21 protein-coding genes are annotated in these 23014 nt (G+C 66.9%); 19 read left to right on the top strand and 2 right to left on the bottom strand.

All coding sequences use genetic code 11. From position 1 onward, the window contains the following. The first annotated feature begins 44 nt into the window (after positions 1-44). On the top strand, positions 45-977 hold the full coding sequence (locus HMPREF2791_RS04925) for a zinc metalloprotease (RefSeq protein WP_141764920.1): 933 nt from the start codon (positions 45-47) through the stop codon (positions 975-977). Positions 978-1042: 65 nt separating this feature from the next. Here HMPREF2791_RS04925 and HMPREF2791_RS04920 read toward each other — a convergent pair whose 3' ends face one another. Beyond that, positions 1043-1576, bottom strand: coding sequence for an inorganic diphosphatase (locus HMPREF2791_RS04920; protein WP_070474734.1), 534 nt, complete (start codon positions 1574-1576; stop codon positions 1043-1045). 74 nt (positions 1577-1650) lie between these two features. Between HMPREF2791_RS04920 and dacB the strand changes: the two genes are divergently transcribed. The 18 genes from dacB (at position 1651) to HMPREF2791_RS04835 (ending at position 21618) form a co-directional block, all read left to right on the top strand. Then, positions 1651-2904, top strand: a complete 1254-nt coding sequence (gene dacB, locus HMPREF2791_RS04915) for a D-alanyl-D-alanine carboxypeptidase/D-alanyl-D-alanine endopeptidase (protein ID WP_070844605.1) — start codon at positions 1651-1653, stop codon at positions 2902-2904. Next, complete coding sequence (gene tilS, locus HMPREF2791_RS04910; RefSeq protein WP_070844604.1) at positions 2904-3788, top strand: tRNA lysidine(34) synthetase TilS; 885 nt, start codon at positions 2904-2906, stop codon at positions 3786-3788. Before dacB ends, tilS begins: the two co-directional genes overlap by 1 nt. 113 nt (positions 3789-3901) lie before the next feature. After that, entirely contained in the window at positions 3902-4501 is a 600-nt protein-coding gene (gene hpt / locus HMPREF2791_RS04905) for a hypoxanthine phosphoribosyltransferase (RefSeq protein WP_070474728.1), read from the top strand. An 11-nt stretch (positions 4502-4512) separates the two neighbouring features. Continuing rightward, positions 4513-6843, top strand: a complete 2331-nt coding sequence (gene ftsH, locus HMPREF2791_RS04900; RefSeq protein ID WP_070474726.1) for an ATP-dependent zinc metalloprotease FtsH — start codon at positions 4513-4515, stop codon at positions 6841-6843. Further along, positions 6836-7411 (top strand): GTP cyclohydrolase I FolE, encoded by a 576-nt coding sequence (gene folE, locus HMPREF2791_RS04895; protein WP_070474724.1) that lies wholly within the window; start codon positions 6836-6838, stop codon positions 7409-7411. Before ftsH ends, folE begins: the two co-directional genes overlap by 8 nt. A 3-nt stretch (positions 7412-7414) precedes the next feature. Further along, the gene (gene folP, locus HMPREF2791_RS04890) at positions 7415-8257 is read left to right on the top strand and encodes a dihydropteroate synthase (RefSeq protein WP_070844603.1); all 843 of its coding nucleotides are present in this window, start codon (positions 7415-7417) and stop codon (positions 8255-8257) included. Beyond that, on the top strand, positions 8250-8621 hold the full coding sequence (gene folB / locus HMPREF2791_RS04885) for a dihydroneopterin aldolase (RefSeq protein ID WP_070474720.1): 372 nt from the start codon (positions 8250-8252) through the stop codon (positions 8619-8621). The genes folP and folB overlap by 8 nt, the downstream gene beginning before the upstream one ends. 3 nt (positions 8622-8624) lie before the next feature. After that, positions 8625-9083, top strand: coding sequence for a 2-amino-4-hydroxy-6-hydroxymethyldihydropteridine diphosphokinase (folK, locus tag HMPREF2791_RS04880; RefSeq protein WP_070474718.1), 459 nt, complete (start codon positions 8625-8627; stop codon positions 9081-9083). Beyond that, positions 9080-9547 carry a DUF3180 domain-containing protein gene (locus HMPREF2791_RS04875; protein WP_070474716.1) on the top strand — a complete coding sequence of 156 codons (468 nt, stop codon included), beginning with the start codon at positions 9080-9082 and terminating at the stop codon, positions 9545-9547. The genes folK and HMPREF2791_RS04875 overlap by 4 nt, the downstream gene beginning before the upstream one ends. 10 nt (positions 9548-9557) lie before the next feature. After that, positions 9558-10334 carry a DUF6779 domain-containing protein gene (locus tag HMPREF2791_RS04870; RefSeq protein ID WP_070844638.1) on the top strand — a complete coding sequence of 259 codons (777 nt, stop codon included), beginning with the start codon at positions 9558-9560 and terminating at the stop codon, positions 10332-10334. Positions 10335-10361: 27 nt separating this feature from the next. Beyond that, positions 10362-11036: a 6PGD fold domain-containing protein gene (locus HMPREF2791_RS04865; RefSeq protein ID WP_141741345.1), complete on the top strand. Its 675-nt coding sequence runs from the start codon at positions 10362-10364 to the stop codon at positions 11034-11036. Continuing rightward, entirely contained in the window at positions 11037-11828 is a 792-nt protein-coding gene (locus HMPREF2791_RS04860) for a pantoate--beta-alanine ligase (RefSeq protein ID WP_070844602.1), read from the top strand. Positions 11829-11848: 20 nt separating this feature from the next. Next, positions 11849-13105 carry a hypothetical protein gene (locus HMPREF2791_RS04855; protein WP_070844601.1) on the top strand — a complete coding sequence of 419 codons (1257 nt, stop codon included), beginning with the start codon at positions 11849-11851 and terminating at the stop codon, positions 13103-13105. 16 nt (positions 13106-13121) lie between these two features. Further along, positions 13122-14633, top strand: a complete 1512-nt coding sequence (gene lysS, locus HMPREF2791_RS04850) for a lysine--tRNA ligase (protein WP_070844600.1) — start codon at positions 13122-13124, stop codon at positions 14631-14633. 78 nt (positions 14634-14711) lie between these two features. After that, the gene (locus HMPREF2791_RS04845; RefSeq protein WP_070844599.1) at positions 14712-16769 is read left to right on the top strand and encodes a glucose PTS transporter subunit IIA; all 2058 of its coding nucleotides are present in this window, start codon (positions 14712-14714) and stop codon (positions 16767-16769) included. Then, positions 16762-18453 carry a phosphoenolpyruvate--protein phosphotransferase gene (gene ptsP / locus HMPREF2791_RS04840; protein ID WP_070844598.1) on the top strand — a complete coding sequence of 564 codons (1692 nt, stop codon included), beginning with the start codon at positions 16762-16764 and terminating at the stop codon, positions 18451-18453. The genes HMPREF2791_RS04845 and ptsP overlap by 8 nt, the downstream gene beginning before the upstream one ends. Then, on the top strand, positions 18450-18749 hold the full coding sequence (locus tag HMPREF2791_RS11565; protein WP_371335890.1) for a CHY zinc finger protein: 300 nt from the start codon (positions 18450-18452) through the stop codon (positions 18747-18749). Before ptsP ends, HMPREF2791_RS11565 begins: the two co-directional genes overlap by 4 nt. 130 nt (positions 18750-18879) lie before the next feature. Next, positions 18880-21618: an ATP-dependent Clp protease ATP-binding subunit gene (locus tag HMPREF2791_RS04835; protein ID WP_070844597.1), complete on the top strand. Its 2739-nt coding sequence runs from the start codon at positions 18880-18882 to the stop codon at positions 21616-21618. Here HMPREF2791_RS04835 and HMPREF2791_RS04830 read toward each other — a convergent pair. Continuing rightward, complete coding sequence (locus HMPREF2791_RS04830) at positions 21552-22952, bottom strand: alpha/beta fold hydrolase (RefSeq protein ID WP_070844596.1); 1401 nt, start codon at positions 22950-22952, stop codon at positions 21552-21554. The two genes, HMPREF2791_RS04835 and HMPREF2791_RS04830, sit on opposite strands and share 67 nt — an antisense overlap. Positions 22953-23014: the final 62 nt, after the last annotated feature.

The raw sequence follows: 23014 nt of genomic DNA, 5'->3' as shown, positions 1-23014 counted from the left end.
CCCGCAGGTTTGCGCCAGCTTGGAGAATGGTGTTCTCTGGGTTGGTGAATTATAGACATCTGATTGCAGCGTGCTGTGCCGCCGCCGTCGTGGCAGGCACCGTCGCCACCCCGGCCCAGGCCGCAGTTGACCCAGTCGGCCGGGAGTGCCGCGCCGCCACCGCAGCGGCGAACATGGGCCAGCCGATCCCGAACATCGGCAACTATCTGCTGAGTAGCAACGAAAACGCCGTCGACAACGGCGTGCTGCGCATCTTCGCGCCGGCGAAGTACAAGCCGTACATCACTCAGGCAACCGACCAGTGGGCCAGCGCCACCGGCGGCTTGATGCGCTTCGAGTACGTGGATCACCCGGGCTACAAGGTGGTCACGGTGCGCGAAGCGAACCTCGGCGGTTACGTGGTTGGTCGCGTGCAGGGCAACGTGAACAACATGGAGCTGCTGCTCAACCCGGACATTCTGCGCAACGGCTACTACGAGAGCCTGGTCATGACCATCGCGCACGAACTCGGCCACGCCATGGGCCTGGCACACTCCTGCGACGGCGCGCTGATGAAGGACGGCTCTAACCGCGGTAAGGTGGCCAAGACCCCGCAGCCGCTGGATACGCAGGTGCTCATCCAGGCGAACAACCTGCGAGCAGTTCGCCTATCGACGAGCTCCGCCACCTCCACCCCGACGCCAACCCCGGCGAACAACGGCAACGTCTACGAGTGGGTCGGCGAGCGCAACTCCACGACCATCGAGGTTGCCCCGACACCGATCCGGACGACGGTGACGAGGGAGCCGGAAGCGCAGCCGTCGACAAGCGAAACACCCACCGAGCGGCGCACGACCGTGATCGACACCACGATCGCGCCGGAGCCCACCCCCGAGCGTCCGAAGCACGTCTCGCCGCTGGCGCTCATCCTGCCGGTGGCCGCGGCCGCGATCTCCGCAATCGGCCTCGGGTTCGCGTTCATGCGCAGCTGGTTCTAGCAGCGCAAAACAGAAGCCGGGCCAGCGCACGAATGCGGGCCCGGCTTTAGCCGTCGATAAGCAAATTAGTTGGCGGTCTTGGCTTCCTTCTCTTCCTCGAGGCTCTTGCGGGAGTTGTCGCCGACGCGCTCGAACTCGTCGAGCGCGGCCTGAAGAATCTTCTCCGCCTCGGCCTTGTCGCCCCAGCCGGAACCGGTGACTTCCTTGTTCGGCTCGAGGTCCTTGTAGTGCACGAAGAAGTGCTCGATCTCGTCCTTGACAAAGTCGGAGACGTCGGAGATGTCCTGGTAGGACTCGTAGCGCACGTCGTCGATGACGCAGAGCAGCTTGTCGTCGCCGCCGGCCTCGTCGGTCATCTTGAACACGCCGATCGGGCGCGCGATCACGGTGACGCCCGGGAAGACGGGCTCCGGGGTGATCACAAGCGCGTCGAGCGGGTCGCCGTCGTCCGCGAGCGTGTTGTCGATGAAGCCGTAGTCCGCCGGGTACGCCATCGGGGTGAACAGGTAGCGGTCCAGGAAGACCTTGCCGGTCTCGTGGTCGACCTCGTACTTGTTGCGGGAGCCCTTGGGGATCTCGATGATGACCTCGATAGCCATTACTTCTCCTTTGTTCGGTGCCTGAAATTGGTGAATGTCCGCACGCCATCATACTTCGGCTACCATTTTGGCCGATGAAGGTATGGACTTGGGTCGCAGGCGCCGTCGCGCTCGCTGCGGTCGGCGGTGTCGCAGGCTTCGGCATCGCGGCGCACGAGCAGCTCTCGGAGATCACGCACGCGCCGCCGTACCAGCTGCAGTCGGCCCCGTCCGCGTTGGAGCCGGCGGTGCCTTCGCCTATCGACGACGCTTCGCTGCGAACCACCCTGGCAACACTTGCCGACAACCCTGACCTGGGCGTGTTCCACGGCCACGTCACGCAGTCCAGCAGCGGCGACGCGGTGTTCGACCGCGCCTCCGACGAGGCACTGAAGCCGGCGAGTGTGACGAAGGTGCTCACCGCGTCGGCGGCGCTGCTCAGCCTGGGCGCGCAGGACCGTATCACCACCGAGGTGGTGCGCGGGGCAAACCCGGGGGAAGTGGTGATCAAGGCCGCCGGCGACGTGTGGCTGGATGCCGAAGCACTCGACGAGCTCGCAGAGCAGGTGGGCCAGGCCGACACGGTGCTCATCGACACCTCCGCGTGGGACGGCATGCCGGAGCTGATGCCGGGCTGGGATCCGCTGGACATCGACGGCGGGTTCGTCGCGCCGCTGCAGCCGGCGATGCTTTCCGGCGGGCGCATAAACGGCGAAACTTCCGGCGACGTGGCCCGCTCCCACACCCCGGCGCTCGAGGTGGCGCAAGCGCTGGCGAACCGCGTCGGCGCGCAGAACGTCGGTGAAGGCCACGGCGACGGCGAGGTTGTCGCCGCGGTGGAATCGCCGACGCTGGTGGAGCGGCTCGAGCTGATGATGAAAAACTCCGACAACGTCTACGCCGAGGCCATCGGCCGCGAGGTGGCACTGGCGCGTGGCACCACGGACGCGCCGGGCGCGACCCTGAGCGTGCTGGAGGAGCGCGGCTTCAACACCGCCGGGCTCGTGCTGCGCGACAACTCCGGGCTGTCCGCGGACAACCTCATCGCGCCGAAGCTTTTGGACGCGTTGCTGTACGACGCCACCGCCCAGCCCGCGCTGCGCCCCCTGCTTGCCACGCTGCCCGTGGCTGCCGGCGAAGGCACGCTCCTGGACCGCTACGGCGACCTCGCCGGCCGCGGCTGGGTGCGCGCGAAAACGGGCACGCTCGACGGTACCGCGTCGCTTGCCGGCACTGTGACCAGCGTGAACGGCAATGTCTACACGTTCGCCCTGATCTGCAACGACGCCGACGTCCTCGCCGCGCGCCGCGCCATGGACGAGTTCACCTCCGCCCTGCGCGAATTCTGATGGAGCCGTTCTGGCCGCGCCGCTCGCCGCACTTCCTTGCCTGTCGACGAGCACTCCGCCCCTTCGGCGCCCCCGCCATCATCGGCCTGTCCGGCGGGCCCGACTCGCTCGCCTTAGCCGCCGCGGCAGCGGCAGAGAAGAAGGACGTGCGCTGCGTGGTGGTGGACCACGGGATCCAGGACGGGTCGGCGGAGGTGGCCGAGCGGGCGATACAGACAGTCAAAGCCTTCGGCCTCGCAGCCGAAGTCGTCCGCGTCGAGGTTGACGGGGGCAACCTGGAGGCGGCCGCACGAAGCGCCAGGTACGAGGCCCTGCTGGCATACGGGGCCGACGTCTGGGTCGGCCACACCGCCGACGACCAGGCGGAAACGCTCCTGCTCGGTGCGCTGCGCGGCAACCCGTCCGGCATGGCTCCGCGCAACGGTCGCATCGTCCGGCCGTTTCTGGGCATCCGCCGCGCGGACACCGTCGGGGCTTGCGAGGAGCTCCGTCTCGATCCGTGGCACGACCCCATGAACGCCGACCCGGCCTTCCGCCGCGTGGCAATGCGCAATCAGGTGCTGCCCCTGCTCAGCGAGCTGCTCGGCGGCGACGCCGTCCCCGCGCTCGCGGCAACGGCAGACCGGATCGCGGCGGACCAAGCCCTCATTGCGTCGCTGACCGACCTCGCGCCGACGACCTCCTGTGCGGAGTTGGCAGACGATGCGGGGCCGGTCCGGAGGCGTCGATTAGCAGCGTGGCTTCTGGGACAAGGCGTGCCGCTGCAAGGGGACCAGCTCGACGCGGTGGAAGCCTTGGTTGTCGATTGGCACGGGCAAGGGCCCGTGGCTGTCGCGGGCGGGCGTGCGGTGGTGCGCGAGGGTGGACAGCTGGCTATGCACTGACCCGAACCCCGCAGATGGTTGTACCTACAGCCTGGCAGGTGGCAAGATGTGGAAGTTACGCGCACGTAAACGCAAACTGAAGCGCTAGAACCGCGAAAGGGAAGGGCCAGCCCATGACCGAGTTGCACGACACCAAGGACTTCAACGTCCCAGCGAACCGCTACGGCGATGACGTCGAGGCGATTCTCATCCCGGAAGACGTACTCCAGGAACGCATCCAGGAGCTGGCGGACATGGTCTCGGAGAAGTACCGCGACTCGGAAGAGGACCTGATCCTGGTGTGCGTGCTCAAGGGCGCGGTGTTCTTCCTCACCGACTTCGCGCGCAAGCTGACCATCCCGGCGGAGATGGAGTTCATGGCCGTGTCTTCCTACGGCAACTCCACCACCAGCTCCGGCGTGGTGCGCATCTTGAAGGACCTGGACAAGGAGATCGCCGGCCGCGACGTGCTCGTGGTGGAAGACATCATCGATTCTGGCCTGACCCTGTCCTGGCTGCTGCGCAATCTGCGTAACCGGAACCCGAAGAGCCTCGAAGTCGTTACTCTTCTGCGCAAGCCGGAGGTGCAGACGGCCAAGATTGACCTACTGGACATCGGCTTCGACATCCCCAACGAGTTTGTCATCGGCTACGGCCTGGATTACGCGGAGCGTTACAGGGACCTGCCGTATGTGGGCACGCTGCACCCGCGCGTGTACTCAGACGCTGACTAGAACAAAGGTTTATGAGCAAAAATAAAAAGGTTTTGCGGTGGGGCATCATTGGCGCCATCGCGCTGATCGTCCTGTATCTGCTCACGCTGATCGGGGACGATTCTCGCGCCTACCAGCGTGTGGATACCTCTGTTGCCATTGAGCAGCTGCAGAACCACAACGCGGAAGAAGTGCAGATCGACGACCGCGAGCAGCGCGTGCGCATCGACCTGCGCGAGCCGATCACCGTGGACGAGCGCGAGGGCGTCGAGGCAATCTCCTCGCAGTACCCGGCACGCACGACCCCGGAGATCTTCGGCGCGGTGCGCGAGTCCGGCGCGGACAAGTACGAGACGAACGTGACGCAGGAATCCTTCCTGATGTCCATGCTCGGCTTCATGCTGCCGATGATCCTGGTGTTCGGCCTGATCTTCTACTTCATGTACCGCATGCAGGCGGGCGGCGGTGGGCCGTTCGGCATCGGCGGCTCGAAGGCGAAGCAGCTGACCAAGGACAACCCGACCAATACGTTCGCGGACGTCGCCGGCGCCGACGAGGCGGTGGACGAGCTGCACGAGGTGGTGGACTTCCTCACCGACCCGACCGTGTACGAGGAGCTCGGCGCGAAGATTCCGCGCGGCGTGCTGCTCTACGGCCCGCCCGGCACCGGTAAGACGCTGCTCGCCCGCGCCGTGGCCGGCGAGGCGGGTGTGCCGTTCTACACCATCTCCGGTTCCGACTTCGTGGAGATGTTCGTCGGTGTGGGCGCCTCGCGTGTGCGCGACCTGTTCAAGCAGGCGCGCGAGAACAGCCCGTGCATCATCTTCGTCGACGAGATTGACGCGGTGGGCCGCCAGCGCGGCTCCGGCATGGGCGGCGGCCACGACGAGCGCGAGCAGACCCTGAACCAGCTGCTGGTGGAGATGGACGGCTTCTCCGGCCGCGAGGGCGTCATCCTCATTGCGGCGACGAACCGCCCGGACATCCTGGACCCGGCGCTCCTGCGCCCGGGCCGCTTCGACCGCCAGATCCCGGTGACCAACCCGGACATCGCTGGCCGAGCGCAGATTCTCAAGGTGCACGCCAAGAACAAGCCGCTTGCGGACGACGTCTCGCTCGACGCTTTGGCCAAGCGCACCGCCGGCATGTCCGGCGCAGATTTGGCCAACGTGCTCAACGAGGCCGCGCTGCTGACCGCCCGCATCGGCGGCAACGTCATCACCGCGGACGCGCTGGAGGAGGCGACGGACCGCGTCATCGGCGGCCCGCGCCGCTCCAGCAAGGTCATCTCCGAGCACGAGAAGAAGGTCACCGCCTACCACGAGGGCGGCCACACGCTCGCCGCCTGGGCGCTCAAGGACATCGAGCGCGTGTACAAGGTGACCATCCTCGCCCGCGGCCGCACCGGCGGGTTTGCCATGACCGCCGACGAGGACGACAAGGGCATGTACACCCGCGACGAGCTGTTCGCCCGCATGGTCTTTGCCATGGGCGGCCGCTCCGCCGAGGAACTGGTCTTCGGCGCGCCGACCACGGGCGCGTCCAACGACATCGAGCAGGCCACCAAGATCGCCCGCGCGATGGTCACCGAGTACGGCATGACCTCCGCACTCGGCCCTGTGAAGTACGGCCAGGAGCAGGGCGATCCCTTCTCCGGCCGCGGCTCGGGCGGCTCGCTGGAGTACTCGCCGGCGGTGGCCGCGAAGATCGACGAGGAGATGCAGATGCTTCTCGACGAAGCGCACCAGGTCGCCTACGCCACCCTGGAGCGCTACCGCGACGAGCTGGACACCCTGGCGTCGAAACTCCTGGAGAAGGAGACGCTGCGCCGCGGCGACCTGGAGGCCATCTTCGACACCGTCGAGCCGACCCGCCCCGCACTGCCGGCGCACGACGTGCGCTTCGGACGCCAGGCGGACCGCGAGCCGGTGAAGACCCCGGTTGAGATTGCGAAGGAGCGCGGCGAGGAGCCGCCGAAGCGTTTCTCCATCCTGGAGGCGTCCAAGGCCACCCGCGAGCGCCGCCGGAAGGAGCGCGAGACAGAGCAGAACCAGCCGCCGAAGAAGGGTTCCACCCGCTGGCAGCAGCCGAAACACAACGAGCCGCAGTACGGCGGCCCGAAGCCCCCGGAGGGCTGGACGTACAAGGGAGCACCTGCGCCGAAACAAGAGCAGCCTCAGCAGCACCCGGGCGCCCGCAACTACCCGACGGAAAACACAGAGCAGATCGGATTCCGTCTGCCGGAGAACGAGCGCCCGGACCACGCCTCTCGCGGCCCGGAGCCGGAGACGACGCCGGATGCGGAGACCGCCCAGTTGCCGCGCGAGGAGCGCGCGCCGAAGCACAGGAGGGACGATGACTAACGCGAACTTCGACCGGGAGCGCGCAGAGGCCGCCGTGCGCGAGCTGCTCATCGCGGTCGGCGAGGACCCGGACCGGGAAGGCCTGGTGGAAACCCCGGCCCGCGTCGCGCGCGCCTACGAGGAGGTCTTCGCGGGCTTGCACGAGGACCCGAAGGTGCACCTGGAGAAGTCGTTCTCCGAGAACCACCGCGAGCTGGTGCTCGTGCGTGACATCCCGATCTACTCCACGTGCGAGCACCACCTGGTGCCGTTTTACGGCGAGGCGCACATCGGCTACATCCCGGGCCCGGAGGGCAAGGTCACCGGCCTGTCCAAGCTGGCGCGGGTGGCGGACATGTACGCGAAGCGCCCGCAGGTGCAGGAGCGGCTGACGGCGCAGATTGCGGACGCGATCGTCGATAAGCTCAATGCTTCTGCGGTGATCGTGGTCATCGAGTGCGAGCACCTGTGCATGGCCATGCGCGGGATCCGCAAGCCGGGCGCGACCACCACCACCTCGGCGGTGCGCGGCGGCTTCCAGAACAACGCGGCCTCGCGCGCGGAAGTGCTGAGCCTGATTAGGGGATAGAAGATGACTACCGTTGCCGATCTGACCGTGCCGGGGCGCACCAGCGTGATGGGCATTGTCAACGTCACAGAAGATTCGTTCTCCGACGGCGGCAAGTGGCTCGCCACTGACGACGCCATCGCGCACGCCCACGAGCTGGTGCGCTTGGGCGCGGACATCATCGATGTCGGCGCTGAATCCACCCGCCCCGGCGCCACCCGCGTCCCGGCGGAGGTGGAGGCGGAGCGCATCCGGCCTGTGATCCGTGCGTTGCATGCCGACGGGATCCGCACCTCCGTGGACACCATGCGCGCCGCAACCGCGCTGGCCGCGGCCGAGGAGGGCGTGGATCTGATCAACGACGTCTCCGGCGGCCTCGCCGACAACGACATGTACCGCGTGATGGCGGAAACGAAACTCCCGGTGTGCCTGATGCACTGGCGCGCGGACGCGTTCGTCAACGCATCCGGTTCTGCGGACCACGGCGGCGACGTGGTGGGGGATGTGCACGAGGTGTTGGCGGAGCTCGTCGACAAGGCGACGGCTGCCGGCGTGGACGAAAGCCAGATCACCCTGGACCCGGGCCTGGGCTTTGCCAAGACGGCCGCGGACAACTGGGCGCTGCTCAACTCGCTGCCGGAGTTCATCGCCAGCGGGTTCCCCATCCTCGTCGGCGCGTCGCGCAAGCGCTTCCTCATGGAAATCCGCCAACAGCGCGGCCTGGAGCATTCGCCTATCGACGCCGACCCCGCCACCGCAGCAGTCACCGCACTTGCAGCCCAGGCCGGGGCCTGGTGCGTGCGGGTGCACGAGGTGGCGGTCTCGCGCGACGCCGTTGACGTGGCGGAAAGGTGGAAAAATGGCTGACCGGATTGAGCTGAAGGGCCTGCAGTTCCACGCCAACCACGGCGTGCTCGAGCACGAAACCGAGTTCGGGCAGGCGTTTTCGCTGGACATCACCTGCTGGCTGGATTTCGCCGGCGCGGCGCGCGACGACGATCTGACGCAGACTGTCAACTACGCCGAGCTTTCCGAAGCCGCGTTGAAGATCGCCACCGGCACCCCGCGCCAGCTCATTGAGACGGTGGTGGTGGAAATCGCCGAAACCGCGATGCGCAGCTACGACGCCCTGCACGCCGTGGAGGTCACCCTGCACAAGCCTCACGCGCCGATCCCGGCCGTGTTCGACGACGTCGCGGTGGTGGCGCGCCGCTCCCGGAAGCGGATGTAGCCGATGCGTGCCGTGCTGTCCTCCGGGTCCAACATGGGCGACGCGCGCGCCCACCTGCAGACGGTCGCCGACGAGTTCGCCCGCGAAACCCTCGCAGCAAGCTCCGTCTACGCCACCGCGCCGTGGGGAAACACAAACCAGCCGGAATTCCTGAACCAGTCCCTGCTGGTGGACGTCACCGACACCCCGCGGCAATTACTAGCCCGCTGCCAGGAGCTGGAGCAGCGCGCCCACCGCGTCCGCGAAGAGCGGTGGGGCCCGCGCACGTTGGATGTGGACATCATCTGGATCGAGGGCTACACCTCCGACGACCCGGAGCTGACCGTGCCGCACCCCCGCGCGCACCTGCGCCAGTTCGTGCTCGAGCCCTGGCTCGAGATTGATCCAGGTGCGGAGCTCAACGGAGCGTCGATAAGCCAGCTGCTTGAAAACCTCGAAGACCAGGGGGTGCGCAAACTGTGAAGCGCACGCCGTACGAGGGCTTGATCGCGGTTGCCGGGTTCTTCGCGGCAGCGGCGGTGATTCTGGTGCGCCGGTTCTACAACCTGCTGGAGTCTTTGAGCATGGTGGTGCCGCTGTCGCTGTGGGTGATGGCCGTGATCGCCGCGTGGCTCGCGCTGGTGGTGCGCAAACGCCGCAAGGAAGGCAAGGTCGGGCTGGACCGCAGCCAGCTCAACCCCATGCAGGCGGCGAACTTCATGGTCTTCGGCAAGGCCAGTGCCTGGGTGGGAGCCGTGTTCGGCGGCCTGTACGGCGGCACGCTGAGCTTCGTGGTGACCAAACTTGGCGTGCTCGAAGCGGCGCCTGGCGACGTCCCGCCGCTGGTCGCCGGCACCCTGGGCGGATTGGCGCTGTGCGCAGCCGGGGTCTGGCTGGAGAAAAACTGCGAGGTGTCGCCGCCCAACGAGGGCCAAGGCGTTAGCTAGAGTGTTGGGCATGAGTGCCCAGAATGCGTCCCCAGACCGCGCGAGCCTGTGGGTCATCGTGCCTTTTGTGGTCGCTGTCATCGGCACCGTGGTCATGCTGTTCACCAACTCCGCCAACGCGCTGAAGGTCGCACTGATCTTCGCGCTGTGGGCGGGTGCCGCCGGGATCCTGATCAATTCCAAGGTGCGCCGGGACCGCGACGCCGCCACGGCCGAGGCCGCAGCCGCCGAGCAGCGCATCCAGGAGCAGGAGCAGCGTCACCGGGAAGCGCTCGAGTCCAATCCCGCGTCCTCCGTGGACGTGGAGACGCTGCGCGAGCTGCAGGAGCAGATCCAGGCGCTGCGCGCCCAGCTGGAGGAGCTCAACGGCCGCGTCTTCGAGTACGAGCCGGCCGCCGTGCAGGCCCGCGCCCGCCGCATCAGCGAGTTGGAATCGAGGCCGGAGCCCAAGCCGGAGCCAACCCCGGAACCCGCACCTGAGCCGAAGCCGCAGCCGGCACACAGCCCGTCCACGGACGACACTGTCGTGATCAGCCGCGTGCGCCCCTCCCGTCCGACCGGCGCGCCGAGCTCGGACGCGATCGCGGGGCGCATCGGCACTCAGCCGTCGGCCCGCCCGGCGCGCAACCCGCTGTCGGACCTGATCAGCGAGCGGGAGGCGGAGAAGGCGAAGTCAGAGCAAACCCCAGAGCCGCAGCCGGAGCGCCGTCCGGGCCGTCGCCGCGCCGATGAGCGGGGCGAGAACGCGGTTTCCGTGGCCGAGCTGCTCGCCCGTCGGGGGAAGTAGATGCCGCCTCGCCTGTTGGTGGGGGCGGTGTTTGGTGCTTCACCGCTGGCGGAGCGTTTCGAGCGCGCCGGCCACACGGTGCGTCCGCTGGATATCGCCAATGACCCCGGCGCGGTCGCGCACGTGGATCTTGTGCTTCTCGACGCCCCAGCGGCCGACATCCGCACCGCCTGCGAGGTCCTGGCCGAGCACGCCCGCCCGCGGCAGATGTTTCTGCACACCGCGCTGGACGAGGGCCAGCAGTTGCTGGATGACGTAGAGGTTGCCCAGGCCATCACTATGTGCGCCCACAACATCTTCGGCAACGTGTGGGTCACCTCAGCCGCCGACGAGCTCGGCGAGACGGTGGTGGGGTTGCTCATCGCGGAGATAGGCGGGGTGAGCTTGCGCATTAACGACGACGCACGCCCCGCGATCGCCGCCGCCCAGGAGCTACGGTCGATGGAATCCGTTATCCGCGACGACGCGCAGGCGATCCTCGCCGACGCGGTGCCGGGGTTCGATGCGGTGGCGCACCAGTTTCTTCAGGCCCCGCCGGCGCCCCGAAGCGCCTACAGCACGCAGCAGTTGGACAAGCTCGTCCACGCGTTGCCGGATCCGGGCGTTCGCCGCCTGTTTGTGGATTTGGCGCGCAGGCGCGGCGAGGTGGACCAGGACACCGACACCGAGTTGTGGGTGATTCAGAAATACGAGGGAGGATAAATGGCTTTCGAACCAGGTCAGGCGGTGGTGGTCACCGACGAACGGATGCTGGCCACTTACGGCCGGGCATTCCGCAAGATAGGCAAGTCGGTGGTGGTTGTGCCGCTGGGCACGGACATTCACGGCGGGCACGTGGAGCTCATCCGGGCGGCGAAGTCGCTGCTCGGTTCCTACGTGGTGGTGACGTTCTCCGCCGACGAGGTCCCCGAGGTCTTCGCCCGGGAGAAGGTGGATGTGGTCTTCCACGGGGAGCTGGCCACGACCGTGCGGGTGGATTCCGGCGTGGAGCCGCTGGAGGACCCGCAGGACACGCAGAAGGAGGTCGCGCGGATCCTCGCCGCGATCAACGCCACCCACGCCACGGACGTGGTGCTGGGGGAGAAGGACTTCGAGGTGCTGGTGGCTACCCAGTACGCGGTATCCGGGCTGCGCATGGAGTGCAAGCTCCACAGCGTGCCCACGGTGCGCACACCCGATGGTTTGGCGCTGTCGAACAGGAACGCGCTTGTCGCCGTCGATAAGCGGGATGCTGCGCTCGCGCTCTCGGCCGCGCTGACGGCCGGGGCGCACGCCGCGGAGCACGGAAAAGCCAAAGTCATCGAAACCGCGCGCGGTGTCCTCGACGCCGCCGGCGTCGCACCCGCATACCTGGAACTGCGAGACCTCGCCATGCGGGAGGCGCCCGAGGAGGGAGACGCGCGGCTGCTGGGCGCGGTGGATCTGGACGGGGTGCGCTTAACCGACAATGTCGGGCTGCCGCTCGGGGTCGGCTTCAAACACGTCGAAGCATGACACCCGGTAGACTCTCGCGCATGTCCAACGCCACCATCGCCGGAATGCTCGCAGAACGCTTCGGGTTCACCTTCACCCCGGAGCAGGTTGAACAGACCGGGACCACTGAGACGTCCACGCTGTACACCGCCACCGACGATACGGGCCACGGCGTGGAGGTGGAGGTTTTCAACGCCCCTGTGGATTCCGCAGTCGGCGACGACGTGAACACCCTGAACTCTCGCCTTGCGCTGGCGGCGCACCCGGGCGCGTTCCAGCCGCGCAGCGTGGGCACCACCGAGGACGGCAAGCTGTTCGTCCTGCGCGAGGTGCCTACCGGCACCCCGCTGTCGGACGTGATCGCTGAGAAGGGCGCCGCGTTTACCCCGCAGGAGGTGCGCGATCTGCTTGCGCCGGTGGCCGAGGCGATCGACGATTACGACCTGAAGGGCCTGTCTGGCTTCGTCTCCCGCTCCATCACCCCGGATCGCCTGTTGGTGCAGCCGCAGTGGTCCACCACCCCGGTCAAGCTCACCCTGGTGGGGCCGAGCACTGACCCGGCGGAGAGCGACGAGGCCGCGGCGAAAGGCAACGTGGAGAAGTTCGCCAACGTGGTCGCGCTGATGACTGGCGACGCGCCGCGTACCGGCGCCCGCACCTGCGCCGGAGTGCTGGAGACCGCCCCGGCGGAGCAGGTGGCTATTGAAAAGCCTGACCAGTCCGTGGCGCCGCGCCCGCAGGACGGCTACCGCAAGCCACCGGAGCCCTACGCTTACGGCGCGGACGGCAATTACGTGCGCTCGGTTCCGACGAAGCAGAAAAAGACGGCGCCGTGGCCGTGGATCATTGCCATCCTCGCGTTGCTGCTGATTGCGCTGGCGGCGCTGTGGTACTGGAGCACCCACCGCGGCGAGGACTGGGCCGGTGCGGAGACGCAGATCGCGCAGGACTACCCGAATGTCGTGTCCGAGCGCGCCGGTCAGAAGGGCTGGAAGGATCTCGCGTGCGAGCCGGGTTCGCTGGACATCGACCAGGTGGGCAAGATCCGTTGCGCAAATGATGAGCTGGGAGTCTCCGTGGCGCAGTACGCCTCCGAGTCTGACCGCGACGACGCTGTGCCGGACCCCAGCGAGGCTGTGGTGCTGGGCTCCGGCGAGTGCACGATTTACTCCTACGAGCTGCCGGACGCGAACCCGCCGGCGTATGTGATGACGCCGCAGGACAAGCCGGAGTACCTGTTCATCGTCAACGGTTTCGACGCGGAAAACCAGCGACTGGACCTCCCCGTGTGCGAATAAGCTACGATTATTCGCCGTGACTACGCAGGACTTTTCAGAGCAGCAGCAAATCCGCAGGGAGAAGAGGCAGAGGCTTATCGACGAAGGGCGGGACGCCTACCCCGTCGAGGTCGATCGCACGACGTCTCTGAAGGACCTGCGCGCCAAGTACGACGGCACGCTGGAGCCCGGCGAGGAAACCCAGGACGAGGTTGCCGTCGCCGGCCGCATCATGTTCCAGCGCAACACCGGCAAGCTGTGCTTTGCCACACTGCAGGAAGGCGACGGCACCCAGCTGCAGGTCATGCTCTCCCTGGCTGAGGTCGGCGAAGAGTCGCTCGGGCAGTGGAAGGCCGACACGGACCTGGGCGACATCGTCTCCGTGCGCGGCCGCGTCATCTCATCTAGGCGCGGCGAGCTGTCCGTGATGGCGAAGTCCTGGCACATGGCGTCGAAGGCGCTCAACCCGCTGCCGGTGGCGTTCGCGGACATGAATGAGGAGCAGCGGGTGCGCCGCCGCTACACCGACCTGATCATGCGCGAGGACGCGCGCACCAACGCCATGACCCGCATCAAGGTCATCGCGGCGGTGCGCAAGTACCTCACTGGCCTGGACTTCGTGGAGATTGAGACGCCGATGCTGCAGACGCTGCACGGCGGCGCCGCGGCACGTCCGTTTATCACCCGCTCCAATGCGCTGGACATCGACCTGTACCTGCGCATCGCGCCGGAGCTCTTCCTCAAGAGGGCTGTGGTCGGCGGCATTGAGCGCGTCTTCGAGATCAATAGGAACTTCCGCAACGAGGGCGTGGATTCCTCCCACTCCCCGGAGTTCACCATGCTGGAGACCTACCAGGCGTGGGGCACGTACAAGGACGGCGCGGCCACCATGAAGGGCCTTGTGCAGTTCTGCGCCGAGGAAGTCTTCGGCTCCCAGAAGGTCACGCTCGCGGACGGTACGGAGTACGACTTCGGCGGCGAGTGGAAGGTCCTGGAGATGTACCCGAGCCTGAACGAGGCGCTGCAGCGCAAGTTCCCGGGGCAGCCGGAAGTGACCGTCGACACCGACGTGGACACGCTGAAGGGCATTGCGGAAACCATCGGCCTGAAGGTGCCGGAGAACGCCGGCTGGCTGCACGGCAAGCTGGTGGAGGAGATCTGGGAGGAGCTGTGCTCTGATCAGCTCTACGAGCCGACCTTTGTGGTCAACTTCCCGGTGGAGACCTCGCCTTTGACCCGCGACCACCGAAGCAAAAAGGGTGTGACCGAGAAGTTCGACCTGTACGTCCGAGGCTTCGAGCTGGCCACCGGCTACTCCGAGCTGGTGGACCCGGTGGTCCAGCGCGAGCGCTTCGAGGACCAGGCCCGCCTGGCCAGCGCCGGCGACGACGAGGCGATGCAGCTCGACGAGGACTTCCTCGCCGCGATGGAGCAGGGCATGCCGCCGACAGCCGGCTGCGGCATGGGCGTGGACCGCCTGCTGATGGCCCTGACCGGCCTGGGCATTCGCGAGACGGTGCTCTTCCCGATGGTGAAGCCGGAGGCCTAACTTCCGCAGTTGTGTGTGGTGGTTATAACCAACTAACGTTTGATGCGACCAACCGTTGTGGTTGAAAGGAGCATCAGCATGGCAACCACCAAGGCGAGCCTGCAAGACCAGGCCGCCGACATCCTCGCCGGCATCGGCGGGGCGGAAAACATCGCGTCGATGACGCACTGCGCGACACGTTTGCGCTTCGAGCTTTACGACGCTTCCCTGGCCGACAAGGACCGCCTCGAGGCAAACCCCAAGGTCATGGGTGCCGTCCCGCAGGGCGGCAACCATTACCAGGTCATCGTCGGCGGCGACGTGGCCACCGTGTACAATGCGATGAACAAGCTGCCCGAGATGGCCGGGCGCGACGTGTCCAACGAGGACCTCAAAGCCCAGCAGCGCGAACGCGCCAAAGGCAAGATGCCGTGGCTGGACGCCTTCTTTGAGTACCTCTCCGACTCCTTCCGCCCTATTTTGGGTGTGCTGCTCGGCGCCTCGCTGATCATTGCCTTCGCGGCGGTGCTGGACGCGTTCGATCTGGTGAACTTCCGCGCGGAAGTGAAGACTCCGGGTTGGCAGTTCGTGGACGCCATGTGGAGCTCCGTGTTCTTCTTCCTGCCGGTGGCGGTGGCCTACAACGCGGGCAAGAAGCTCGACATCGACCCGTGGGTGCCGGCCGCGATCATGCTCGCGCTGTTCACCCCGAACTTCATGGATCTTGACGAGCACCCGGACGCGCGAGTGATCGACCTGTTCGGCGCGCCGACCGACGTCGTCGATGTCTTCGGCCTGCCCATGATCCTCAACGGCTACGACGGCAACGTGTTCGTGCCGCTGATCATGGCTGCCGTGGCTGCCCTGGTGTACAAGGGCCTGCAGAAGATCATCCCGTCCGCGGTGCACATGGTCTTCGTGCCGTTTTTGACCATGCTGATCATGATCCCGGTCACCGCGTTTCTTATCGGCCCGTTCGGCTACCTGCTCGGCGCCTGGATCGGCACCGGCCTGGCCTGGATGAACGGCAACGCGCCGTTCGTGTTCGCCCTGCTGATCCCGATGCTCTACCCGTTCCTGGTGCCGCTGGGCCTGCACTGGCCGCTCAACGCGCTGATGCTGGTGAACATTGACACCCTCGGATACGACTTCATCCAGGGCCCGATGGGCGCCTGGAACTTCGCCTGCTTCGGCGCCACCGCCGCGGTGCTCGCGCTGTCCATCCGCGACCACGACCCGCTCATGCGCCAGACGTCCGGCTCCGCGCTCGCCGCAGGCCTGCTCGGCGGAATCTCCGAGCCGTCGCTCTACGGCATCCACCTGCGCTACAAGAAGATCTACCCGCGCATGCTGGTGGGCTGCTTCGCTGGTGGCCTGACTATCGCGATCCTGGGTACCCCGTTCGGTGGCGTGAAGACGAACGCGTTCGTGTTCACCTCCATCCCGACCATGTTTGTGTTCGACCCGGTGTGGGTCTACATGGTCGCCATCGCGGTGGCGTTCTTTACCGCGTTCTTCATCATCCTTGTCACCGACTACCGCACCCCGGAGGAGAAGGCGGAGGCGCTCGCCCGCGCCGCTGCCGCGCGCAATGCGGACGAGGCCGAGGAGGCCGAGCTGGTCGAGGACGAAGTCACGGCCACGGATGATCCGGCGAAGCTGACGTCGGAAAGCAATGCGGATGCCACCGTGCTCGCGCCCATCGCCGGCGAGGTTGTCGCGATGGAAGCGCTTTCGGACGCCGCGTTTGCCTCCGGCGCCCTCGGCCAGGCTGTCGGCGTCACCCCCGAAAACGCCAAGCTCACCGTGGTCGCCCCGGCGGCCGGCAAGGTGATTTCTGTGGCCAAGACGGGTCACGCCTACGGCATCAAGACCGATAATGGTGTGGAGCTGCTTGTCCACATCGGCGTGGACACGGTCAAGCTCGGCGGCGAGGGTTTCACCCCGCTGGCGGAGAAGAAGCAGATGGTCAACGCGGGCGACCCGCTGGCGGAGGTTGATTTCGCCGCCATCGCCGGCCACGGCGTGGACACGACAGTTATCACTACAGTGGTGAACTCGAAGAAGCTCGGCGGCGTGGGTGACGTTGCGGACGGCACGGTCGGCGCCGGAGATCCTATTCTCGAGGTCACAACTGAGGTGAACACGAATGTCTAACCGCACCGTCCTGCACGGCATCGGCGTTTCGGCCGGCACCGCGTCCGGCCCGATCGCCGTGGTCACGCCCGCAGTGGGCATCGACGAGCACGAGCCCGCCTCCACCGATCCGGAGGCCGACAGTGAGCGCATTCGCGCAGTGCTTAACGACGTCGCGGCTTCGCTTTCCGCACGCGCCGAGCACGCCAACTCGGACTCGGCGAAAGCCGTGTTGGAGGCGACCGCGGGGCTGGCAACCGACAAGGGGTTAATCCGCGGCATCGACAAAGAGCTGAAGAAGGGCACCGGCCCGACGAAGGCGATCCACGACGCGGTGGAGCTCTACGCCAACAAGCTGCGCAAGATCGGCGGCTACATGGCAGAGCGCGTCACCGACCTCTACGATATCCGCGACCGCGCCACCGCGCGCCTGCGCGGCCTGCCGGAGCCGGGAATCCCGGACCTGACCGAGCCGTCCATCCTGATCGCGCACGACCTCGCGCCGGCGGAAACGGCGACGCTGGACAAGAACCTGGTCCTCGGCATCGTCACCGAGGCAGGCGGCGCGACGTCGCACACCGCCATCCTGGCGGCGCAGCTGGGCATTCCGTGCGCTGTGCAGGTCAAGGGCATCGCGGAGGCGACTGTCGACGCACCGCTGATCGCCCTCGACGGCGGCGTCGGCGAGGTGATCGTCGCACCGAACGCATCCGACGTCGACGAGCTGGAGGAGCGCTCCCGCCGCCGTGCGGCTGCCCTGGCCGGCTCCTCCGGCGAGGGCGCGACCCGCGACGGGTACAAGATCAAGCTGCTGGCGAATACCGGCACCGCCGAGGACGCGCAGACGGCTGCGGGCTACGACCTCGAAGGCTCCGGCCTGTTCCGCTCCGAGTTCCTCTTCCTCGACCGCGACGCAGCGCCCAGCCTGGAAGAGCAGACCGAGACCTACACGAAGGTGCTCGAGGCCTTCGGCAACCGCCGCGTGGTGGTGCGCACCTTGGACGCCGGCGCGGACAAACCGCTGTCGTTCGCGGACCTCGGCGAAGAAGAAAACCCCGCGCTGGGGCGCCGCGGTCTGCGCCTCTCGCAGGCACGCGAAGATCTCCTGGATACCCAGCTGGAGGCGCTTGCAAACGCAGCTCACAACGTCCCCGATTCAGAGCTGTGGGTTATGGCCCCGATGGTCGCCACCGTCGAGGAAGCCAAGTGGTTCGCCGAGCGCGCCCGCGGCACCGGGCTGAAGAGAGTCGGCGTGATGGTGGAAACACCGGCGGCCGCCATCCGCGCCTGGCAGGTGCTGGAAGAGGTGGACTTCGCCTCCATTGGCACCAACGACCTGTCGCAGTACACGATGGCCGCGGACCGCATGCAGGGCGAGCTGGCCGAGCTGCTGTCGCCGTGGCAGCCCGCGGTGCTGTCCATGATCCGCGAAACCTGCCGCGGCGGCGACGCCACCGGCAAGCCGGTCGGCGTATGCGGCGAGGCGGGCGGCGACCCGCTCATGGCGCTCGTGCTGGTGGGTCTCGGCGTGAAGTCCCTGTCGATGGCCCCGGGCAAGGTCAACGCCGTGCGCGCCGCGCTGCGCCTGCATGACTTCGACACCTGCCGCCAGATGGCCAACTTCGCCGTTGATGCCCGCACTGCGAAGAGCGCACGCGAGGCTGTGCTGAACCTCGCCGATCCGGTGCTGAAGGATCTGCTCTGATCCACGGAATCGACGTCGATGGGCAAGGGCGTTGCGCTCACTGGCACTCTGAGCGCGACGTCGTTGCCAACACGTGCGGGGCCTGCGAGAAATTGTGGGCCTGTTCGCTATGCCACGATGAGTTGGCCGATCACGGTTTCGTGCCCGTCGATAGGCAACTGCCCTCCGTGATGTGCGGCGCGTGCGGGCGCATGATGACGCATGCCGAATACGGCGCGTCCTGCCCCTCGTGCGGGCACCCTTTCAACCCCGGCTGCAAGGCCCACGAGGATGTGTATTTCCGGCCTGTTCGCTAAGGGTGAACATCGCCTCTCACCTGCGATTATCGACGATCAGGCGGGTATGCGCGAACAAACCGGGGAAGTGATGTCGGACCCCGGCGTTATGGTGGTGGACAACTGATTTAGGAAAGAAGGGGTCAGCCACATGTTCGAGCGGTTTACCGACCGGGCCCGTCGCGTCATCGTCCTTGCACAGGAGGAGGCGCGCGAGCTCAACCACAATTACATGGGCACCGAGCACATCCTGCTCGGCCTGATCAAGGAGGGCGAGGGCGTCGCAGCGAAGGCGCTCGAGTCCATGGGCATCAACCTCGACGACGTGCGCCGCGAGGTCATCGACATCATCGGCCACGGCACCCAGCCGGTGACCGGCCACATCCCGTTCACCCCGCGCGCGAAGAAGGTGCTGGAGCTCTCCCTGCGCGAGGGCCTGCAGATGGGCCACAAGTACATCGGCACCGAGTTCCTGCTGCTCGGCCTCATCCGTGAGGGCGACGGCGTGGCGGCCCAGGTGCTGATCAAGCTCGGCGCGGATCTGCCGCGCGTGCGCCAGCAGGTTATCCAACTGCTGTCCGGCTACGAGGGCGGCGAGGGTCAGAACCCGGAGTCCCCGCAGCAGGGGCAACCGGGCTTCGCAGGTGCCGGTGCGGGTCCGCGCGCTGGTGGCGGCCCGCAGGGCGGCGAGCGCTCCAACTCGCTGGTGCTGGACCAGTTCGGCCGCAACCTCACCGCGGCCGCGAAGGAAGGCAAGCTCGACCCGGTTGTCGGCCGCGACAAGGAGATCGAGCGCGTCATGCAGGTGCTGTCGCGCCGCACCAAGAACAACCCGGTGCTCATCGGCGAGCCCGGTGTGGGCAAGACCGCCGTGGTTGAGGGCCTCGCCCTGGACATCGCCAACGGCAAGGTCCCGGAGACACTGAAGGACAAGCAGGTCTACTCCCTAGACCTGGGCTCCCTGGTGGCGGGTTCCCGCTACCGCGGCGACTTTGAGGAGCGCCTGAAGAAGGTGCTCAAGGAGATTAACCAGCGCGGCGACATCATCCTGTTCATCGACGAGATTCACACCCTCGTCGGCGCGGGTGCCGCAGAGGGCGCCATCGACGCGGCTTCGCTGCTGAAGCCGAAGCTGGCGCGCGGCGAGCTCCAGACCATCGGCGCGACCACGCTGGACGAGTACCGCAAGCACATTGAGAAGGACGCGGCTCTTGAGCGTCGCTTCCAGCCTGTGCAGGTGGACGAGCCGTCCGTGGAAGACACCGTGCAGATCCTCAAGGGCCTGCGCGACCGCTACGAGGCGCACCACCGCGTGTCCTACACCGACGACGCCCTCAAGGCGGCAGCGACGCTGTCGGACCGCTACATCAACGACCGTTTCCTGCCGGACAAGGCCGTCGATCTTCTCGACGAGGCCGGTGCCCGCATGCGGATCAAGCGCATGACCGCCCCGGAGGACCTCCGCGAGGTTGACGACCGCATCTCCGAGGTTCGCAAGGAGAAGGAAGCGGCGATCGACGCCCAGGACTTCGAAAAAGCCGCCGGCCTGCGCGACACCGAGCGCAAGCTGGGAGAGGAGCGCTCCGCCAAGGAGAAGAAGTGGCGCTCCGACGACCTGGAGGAGATCGCCGAGGTCGGCGAGGACCAGATCGCGGACGTGCTGGCCAACTGGACCGGCATCCCGGTGTTCAAGCTCACCGAGAGCGAGTCGAACCGTCTGCTCAACATGGAAGATGAGCTGCACAAGCGCATCATCGGCCAGGACGAGGCAGTCAAGGCGGTCTCCCGCTCCATCCGCCGCACCCGTGCCGGCCTGAAGGACCCGAACCGTCCGTCCGGCTCCTTCATCTTCGCCGGCCCGTCCGGTGTGGGTAAGACGGAGCTGTCCAAGGCACTCGCGGAGTTCCTCTTCGGCGACGACGATTCGCTGATCCAGGTGGACATGGGCGAGTTCCACGACCGCTTCACCGCCTCGCGCCTCTTCGGCGCACCTCCGGGATACGTCGGCTACGAGGAGGGCGGCCAGCTCACCGAGAAGGTGCGCCGCAAGCCGTTTAGCGTGGTGCTTTTCGACGAGATCGAGAAGGCGCACAAGGAGATCTACAACACGCTCCTCCAGGTGCTCGAAGAAGGCCACGTCACTGACGGCCAGGGCCGCAACGTGGACTTCAAGAACACGGTGCTGATCTTCACCTCCAACCTGGGCACCTCCGACATCTCCAAGCCTGTCGGCCTGGGCTTCACGGGCGACACCGCCACGGATTCCGAGGCGCAGTACGAGCGGATGAAGGGCAAGGTCCACGACGAGCTGAAGAAGCACTTCCGCCCCGAGTTCCTGAACCGCATCGACGAGATCGTGGTGTTCAAGCAGCTCAACCAGGACGAGATTGTCAAGATGGTGGACCTGCTCATCGGCCGCGTGGACAAGAACCTGGCCGCGCAGGACATGGGCATCGAGCTGACCGAGAACGCGAAGAACCTGCTCGCGGTCCGCGGCTTCGACCCGGTGCTGGGTGCGCGCCCGCTGCGCCGCACGATTCAGCGCGAGGTCGAGGACATCCTGTCGGAGAAGATCCTGTTCGGCGAAATCGGCGCCGGCGAGATCATCACCGTGGACGTCGAGGGTTGGGACGGCGACGTCGAGGCTGCACGCAAGGAACGCGGCAAGGCCGCGCCGGACGCGACGTTCACCTTCACCCCGCGCCCGCGCCCGCTGCCTGCAGAGGCCTTCGACGTGGAGCCGGAGGACGAGGTCCGCGACATCGAGCCGGAGCGCACCGAGCCGGAGTCCGAGGCCTCAGAGTTCCCGGATGAGCGCGACGATCAGAAGGGCAGTGACGGCAAGGACGGTAGCGAAGGCAACGAGGGCAACGGCCCCGAGCCGGTGTAAGCCCACAAGCCCAGGGCGCCGAGGACTGCGACAACGATCGCAGTGATCTCCACGGCGTTGAGCCCCTCCACTACCTCATACTCGGGGTGGTCGGAGGGGCACACCTGTTTCAAGGGCTTGCCCTTGAAGCGGTCGGAAAGCCAGTCCGAGACGTTGCCCGTCTGCAGCACCAGCGGCAGCGCGTGGCCGGAACCCGGCGCGCGCGGGGTGAGCTCGCGGCGGCCGGACGACAAGGGCTGCGTCGGCGAGCCCGGCACCACCACGCGCCGGTACTCCACATCGGCGCCGATCGCGCAGTAGTCCTCGGCCAACTGGGTGGCCTGCGGCTCCGGCACGAGGTCGTCGTCCGGGTTGGTCAGCACCATGATCGGCGCGTTCGGCTTCACCTTGCCCAGCTTGTTGTGTTCGAGGTATTTGCCGATGCGCTCGTCTTCCTCCGCGATGTCGGCGAAGGTCTTGCCGTCGACGAAGATGTCGCCGGTGATCTTCGGGGCGCGCATCGACGCATCCACCACGCACGACGTTTTCAGATCCTCCAGCAGTTTCTTGCCGTCGTCGGTGAGGTACTCCTGGATGGCGTCGCGGAACTCGGGGTAGGTCTCCGAGTAGCTGGCGGCGGCGAAGCCCGCCACGGCGGTGAGCATCGACGCGGACGCCTGCTGCAGCACGGCCAGCGGGTCGGCCGGGGGAGCGCCGGAAAAAGTACCGACCACGTTGAGCTCCGGGGCGTAGTCACCGACGAGCTCCGCGGCCGCCGCAGCCGCGCCGCCGCCCTGCGAGTAGCCCCAGAATGCCACCTTCTCGCCACGTTTGGATACTGCCCGGGCGGCGTCAATCACCGCCCGGCCCTGGTCGATGCGGTTGAGGTAGGTGTGCAGGCCGTCGGTGCCCAGGCCCATGTAGTCCGTGACTACCACGCGGTAGCCGTCGTCGAGAAGCATTTGCACCATCGGTGCCTCGTAGTTGATGTTCACCGTGCCGCCCGGGCCGAGCGAGGACAGCATCGACGACGCCGCCGACGGCGCGCACTGGTCGCCCAGGCCGCGCGTTCCCGGAGCGAGAACAACCAGGCCCTTCGCAAACGGCCGGTCGTACAACGCGCCGGTGACCGGCACTTTCTCGCCACGCTCGTTCACGGAGGTGTAGCGGATGCGCTTGCCGTTGGTGCCCGGCACCCGCTTCTTCGCGTCGAGCTCGCCGGCAGTGTCGCCCGCCGCGCCGCCCAGCGCATGCGAGGACAGCTCCGGGATGGAAGACAGCGACGACGCGTCGCCGATCACCTCGAAAGTCGACGAGCCAACCGACGACAGGGACGACAACGATTCCGCGCTCAAATCCTCAGCGTGAGCAGAGGGGCAAATCAGGAGCGGGACAGCAAAAAGACACCACCGTTTAC

Origin of the sequence: Corynebacterium sp. HMSC034A01 (genome assembly GCF_001838175.1) — a bacterium.
Classification (GTDB): Bacteria; Actinomycetota; Actinomycetes; order Mycobacteriales; family Mycobacteriaceae; genus Corynebacterium.
This window is presented reverse-complemented; position numbering and strand designations above follow the sequence as displayed.

Coding starts and splice junctions, on each gene's coding strand:
- HMPREF2791_RS04920 (WP_070474734.1), bottom strand. CDS start 1,576: ATGGCTATCGAGGTCATCATCGAGATCCCCAAGGGCTCCCGCAACAAG.
- dacB (WP_070844605.1), top strand. CDS start 1,651: ATGAAGGTATGGACTTGGGTCGCAGGCGCCGTCGCGCTCGCTGCGGTC.
- tilS (WP_070844604.1), top strand. CDS start 2,904: ATGGAGCCGTTCTGGCCGCGCCGCTCGCCGCACTTCCTTGCCTGTCGA.
- hpt (WP_070474728.1), top strand. CDS start 3,902: ATGACCGAGTTGCACGACACCAAGGACTTCAACGTCCCAGCGAACCGC.
- ftsH (WP_070474726.1), top strand. CDS start 4,513: ATGAGCAAAAATAAAAAGGTTTTGCGGTGGGGCATCATTGGCGCCATC.
- folE (WP_070474724.1), top strand. CDS start 6,836: ATGACTAACGCGAACTTCGACCGGGAGCGCGCAGAGGCCGCCGTGCGC.
- folP (WP_070844603.1), top strand. CDS start 7,415: ATGACTACCGTTGCCGATCTGACCGTGCCGGGGCGCACCAGCGTGATG.
- folB (WP_070474720.1), top strand. CDS start 8,250: ATGGCTGACCGGATTGAGCTGAAGGGCCTGCAGTTCCACGCCAACCAC.
- folK (WP_070474718.1), top strand. CDS start 8,625: ATGCGTGCCGTGCTGTCCTCCGGGTCCAACATGGGCGACGCGCGCGCC.
- HMPREF2791_RS04870 (WP_070844638.1), top strand. CDS start 9,558: ATGAGTGCCCAGAATGCGTCCCCAGACCGCGCGAGCCTGTGGGTCATC.
- HMPREF2791_RS04860 (WP_070844602.1), top strand. CDS start 11,037: ATGGCTTTCGAACCAGGTCAGGCGGTGGTGGTCACCGACGAACGGATG.
- HMPREF2791_RS04855 (WP_070844601.1), top strand. CDS start 11,849: ATGTCCAACGCCACCATCGCCGGAATGCTCGCAGAACGCTTCGGGTTC.
- HMPREF2791_RS04845 (WP_070844599.1), top strand. CDS start 14,712: ATGGCAACCACCAAGGCGAGCCTGCAAGACCAGGCCGCCGACATCCTC.
- ptsP (WP_070844598.1), top strand. CDS start 16,762: ATGTCTAACCGCACCGTCCTGCACGGCATCGGCGTTTCGGCCGGCACC.
- HMPREF2791_RS04835 (WP_070844597.1), top strand. CDS start 18,880: ATGTTCGAGCGGTTTACCGACCGGGCCCGTCGCGTCATCGTCCTTGCA.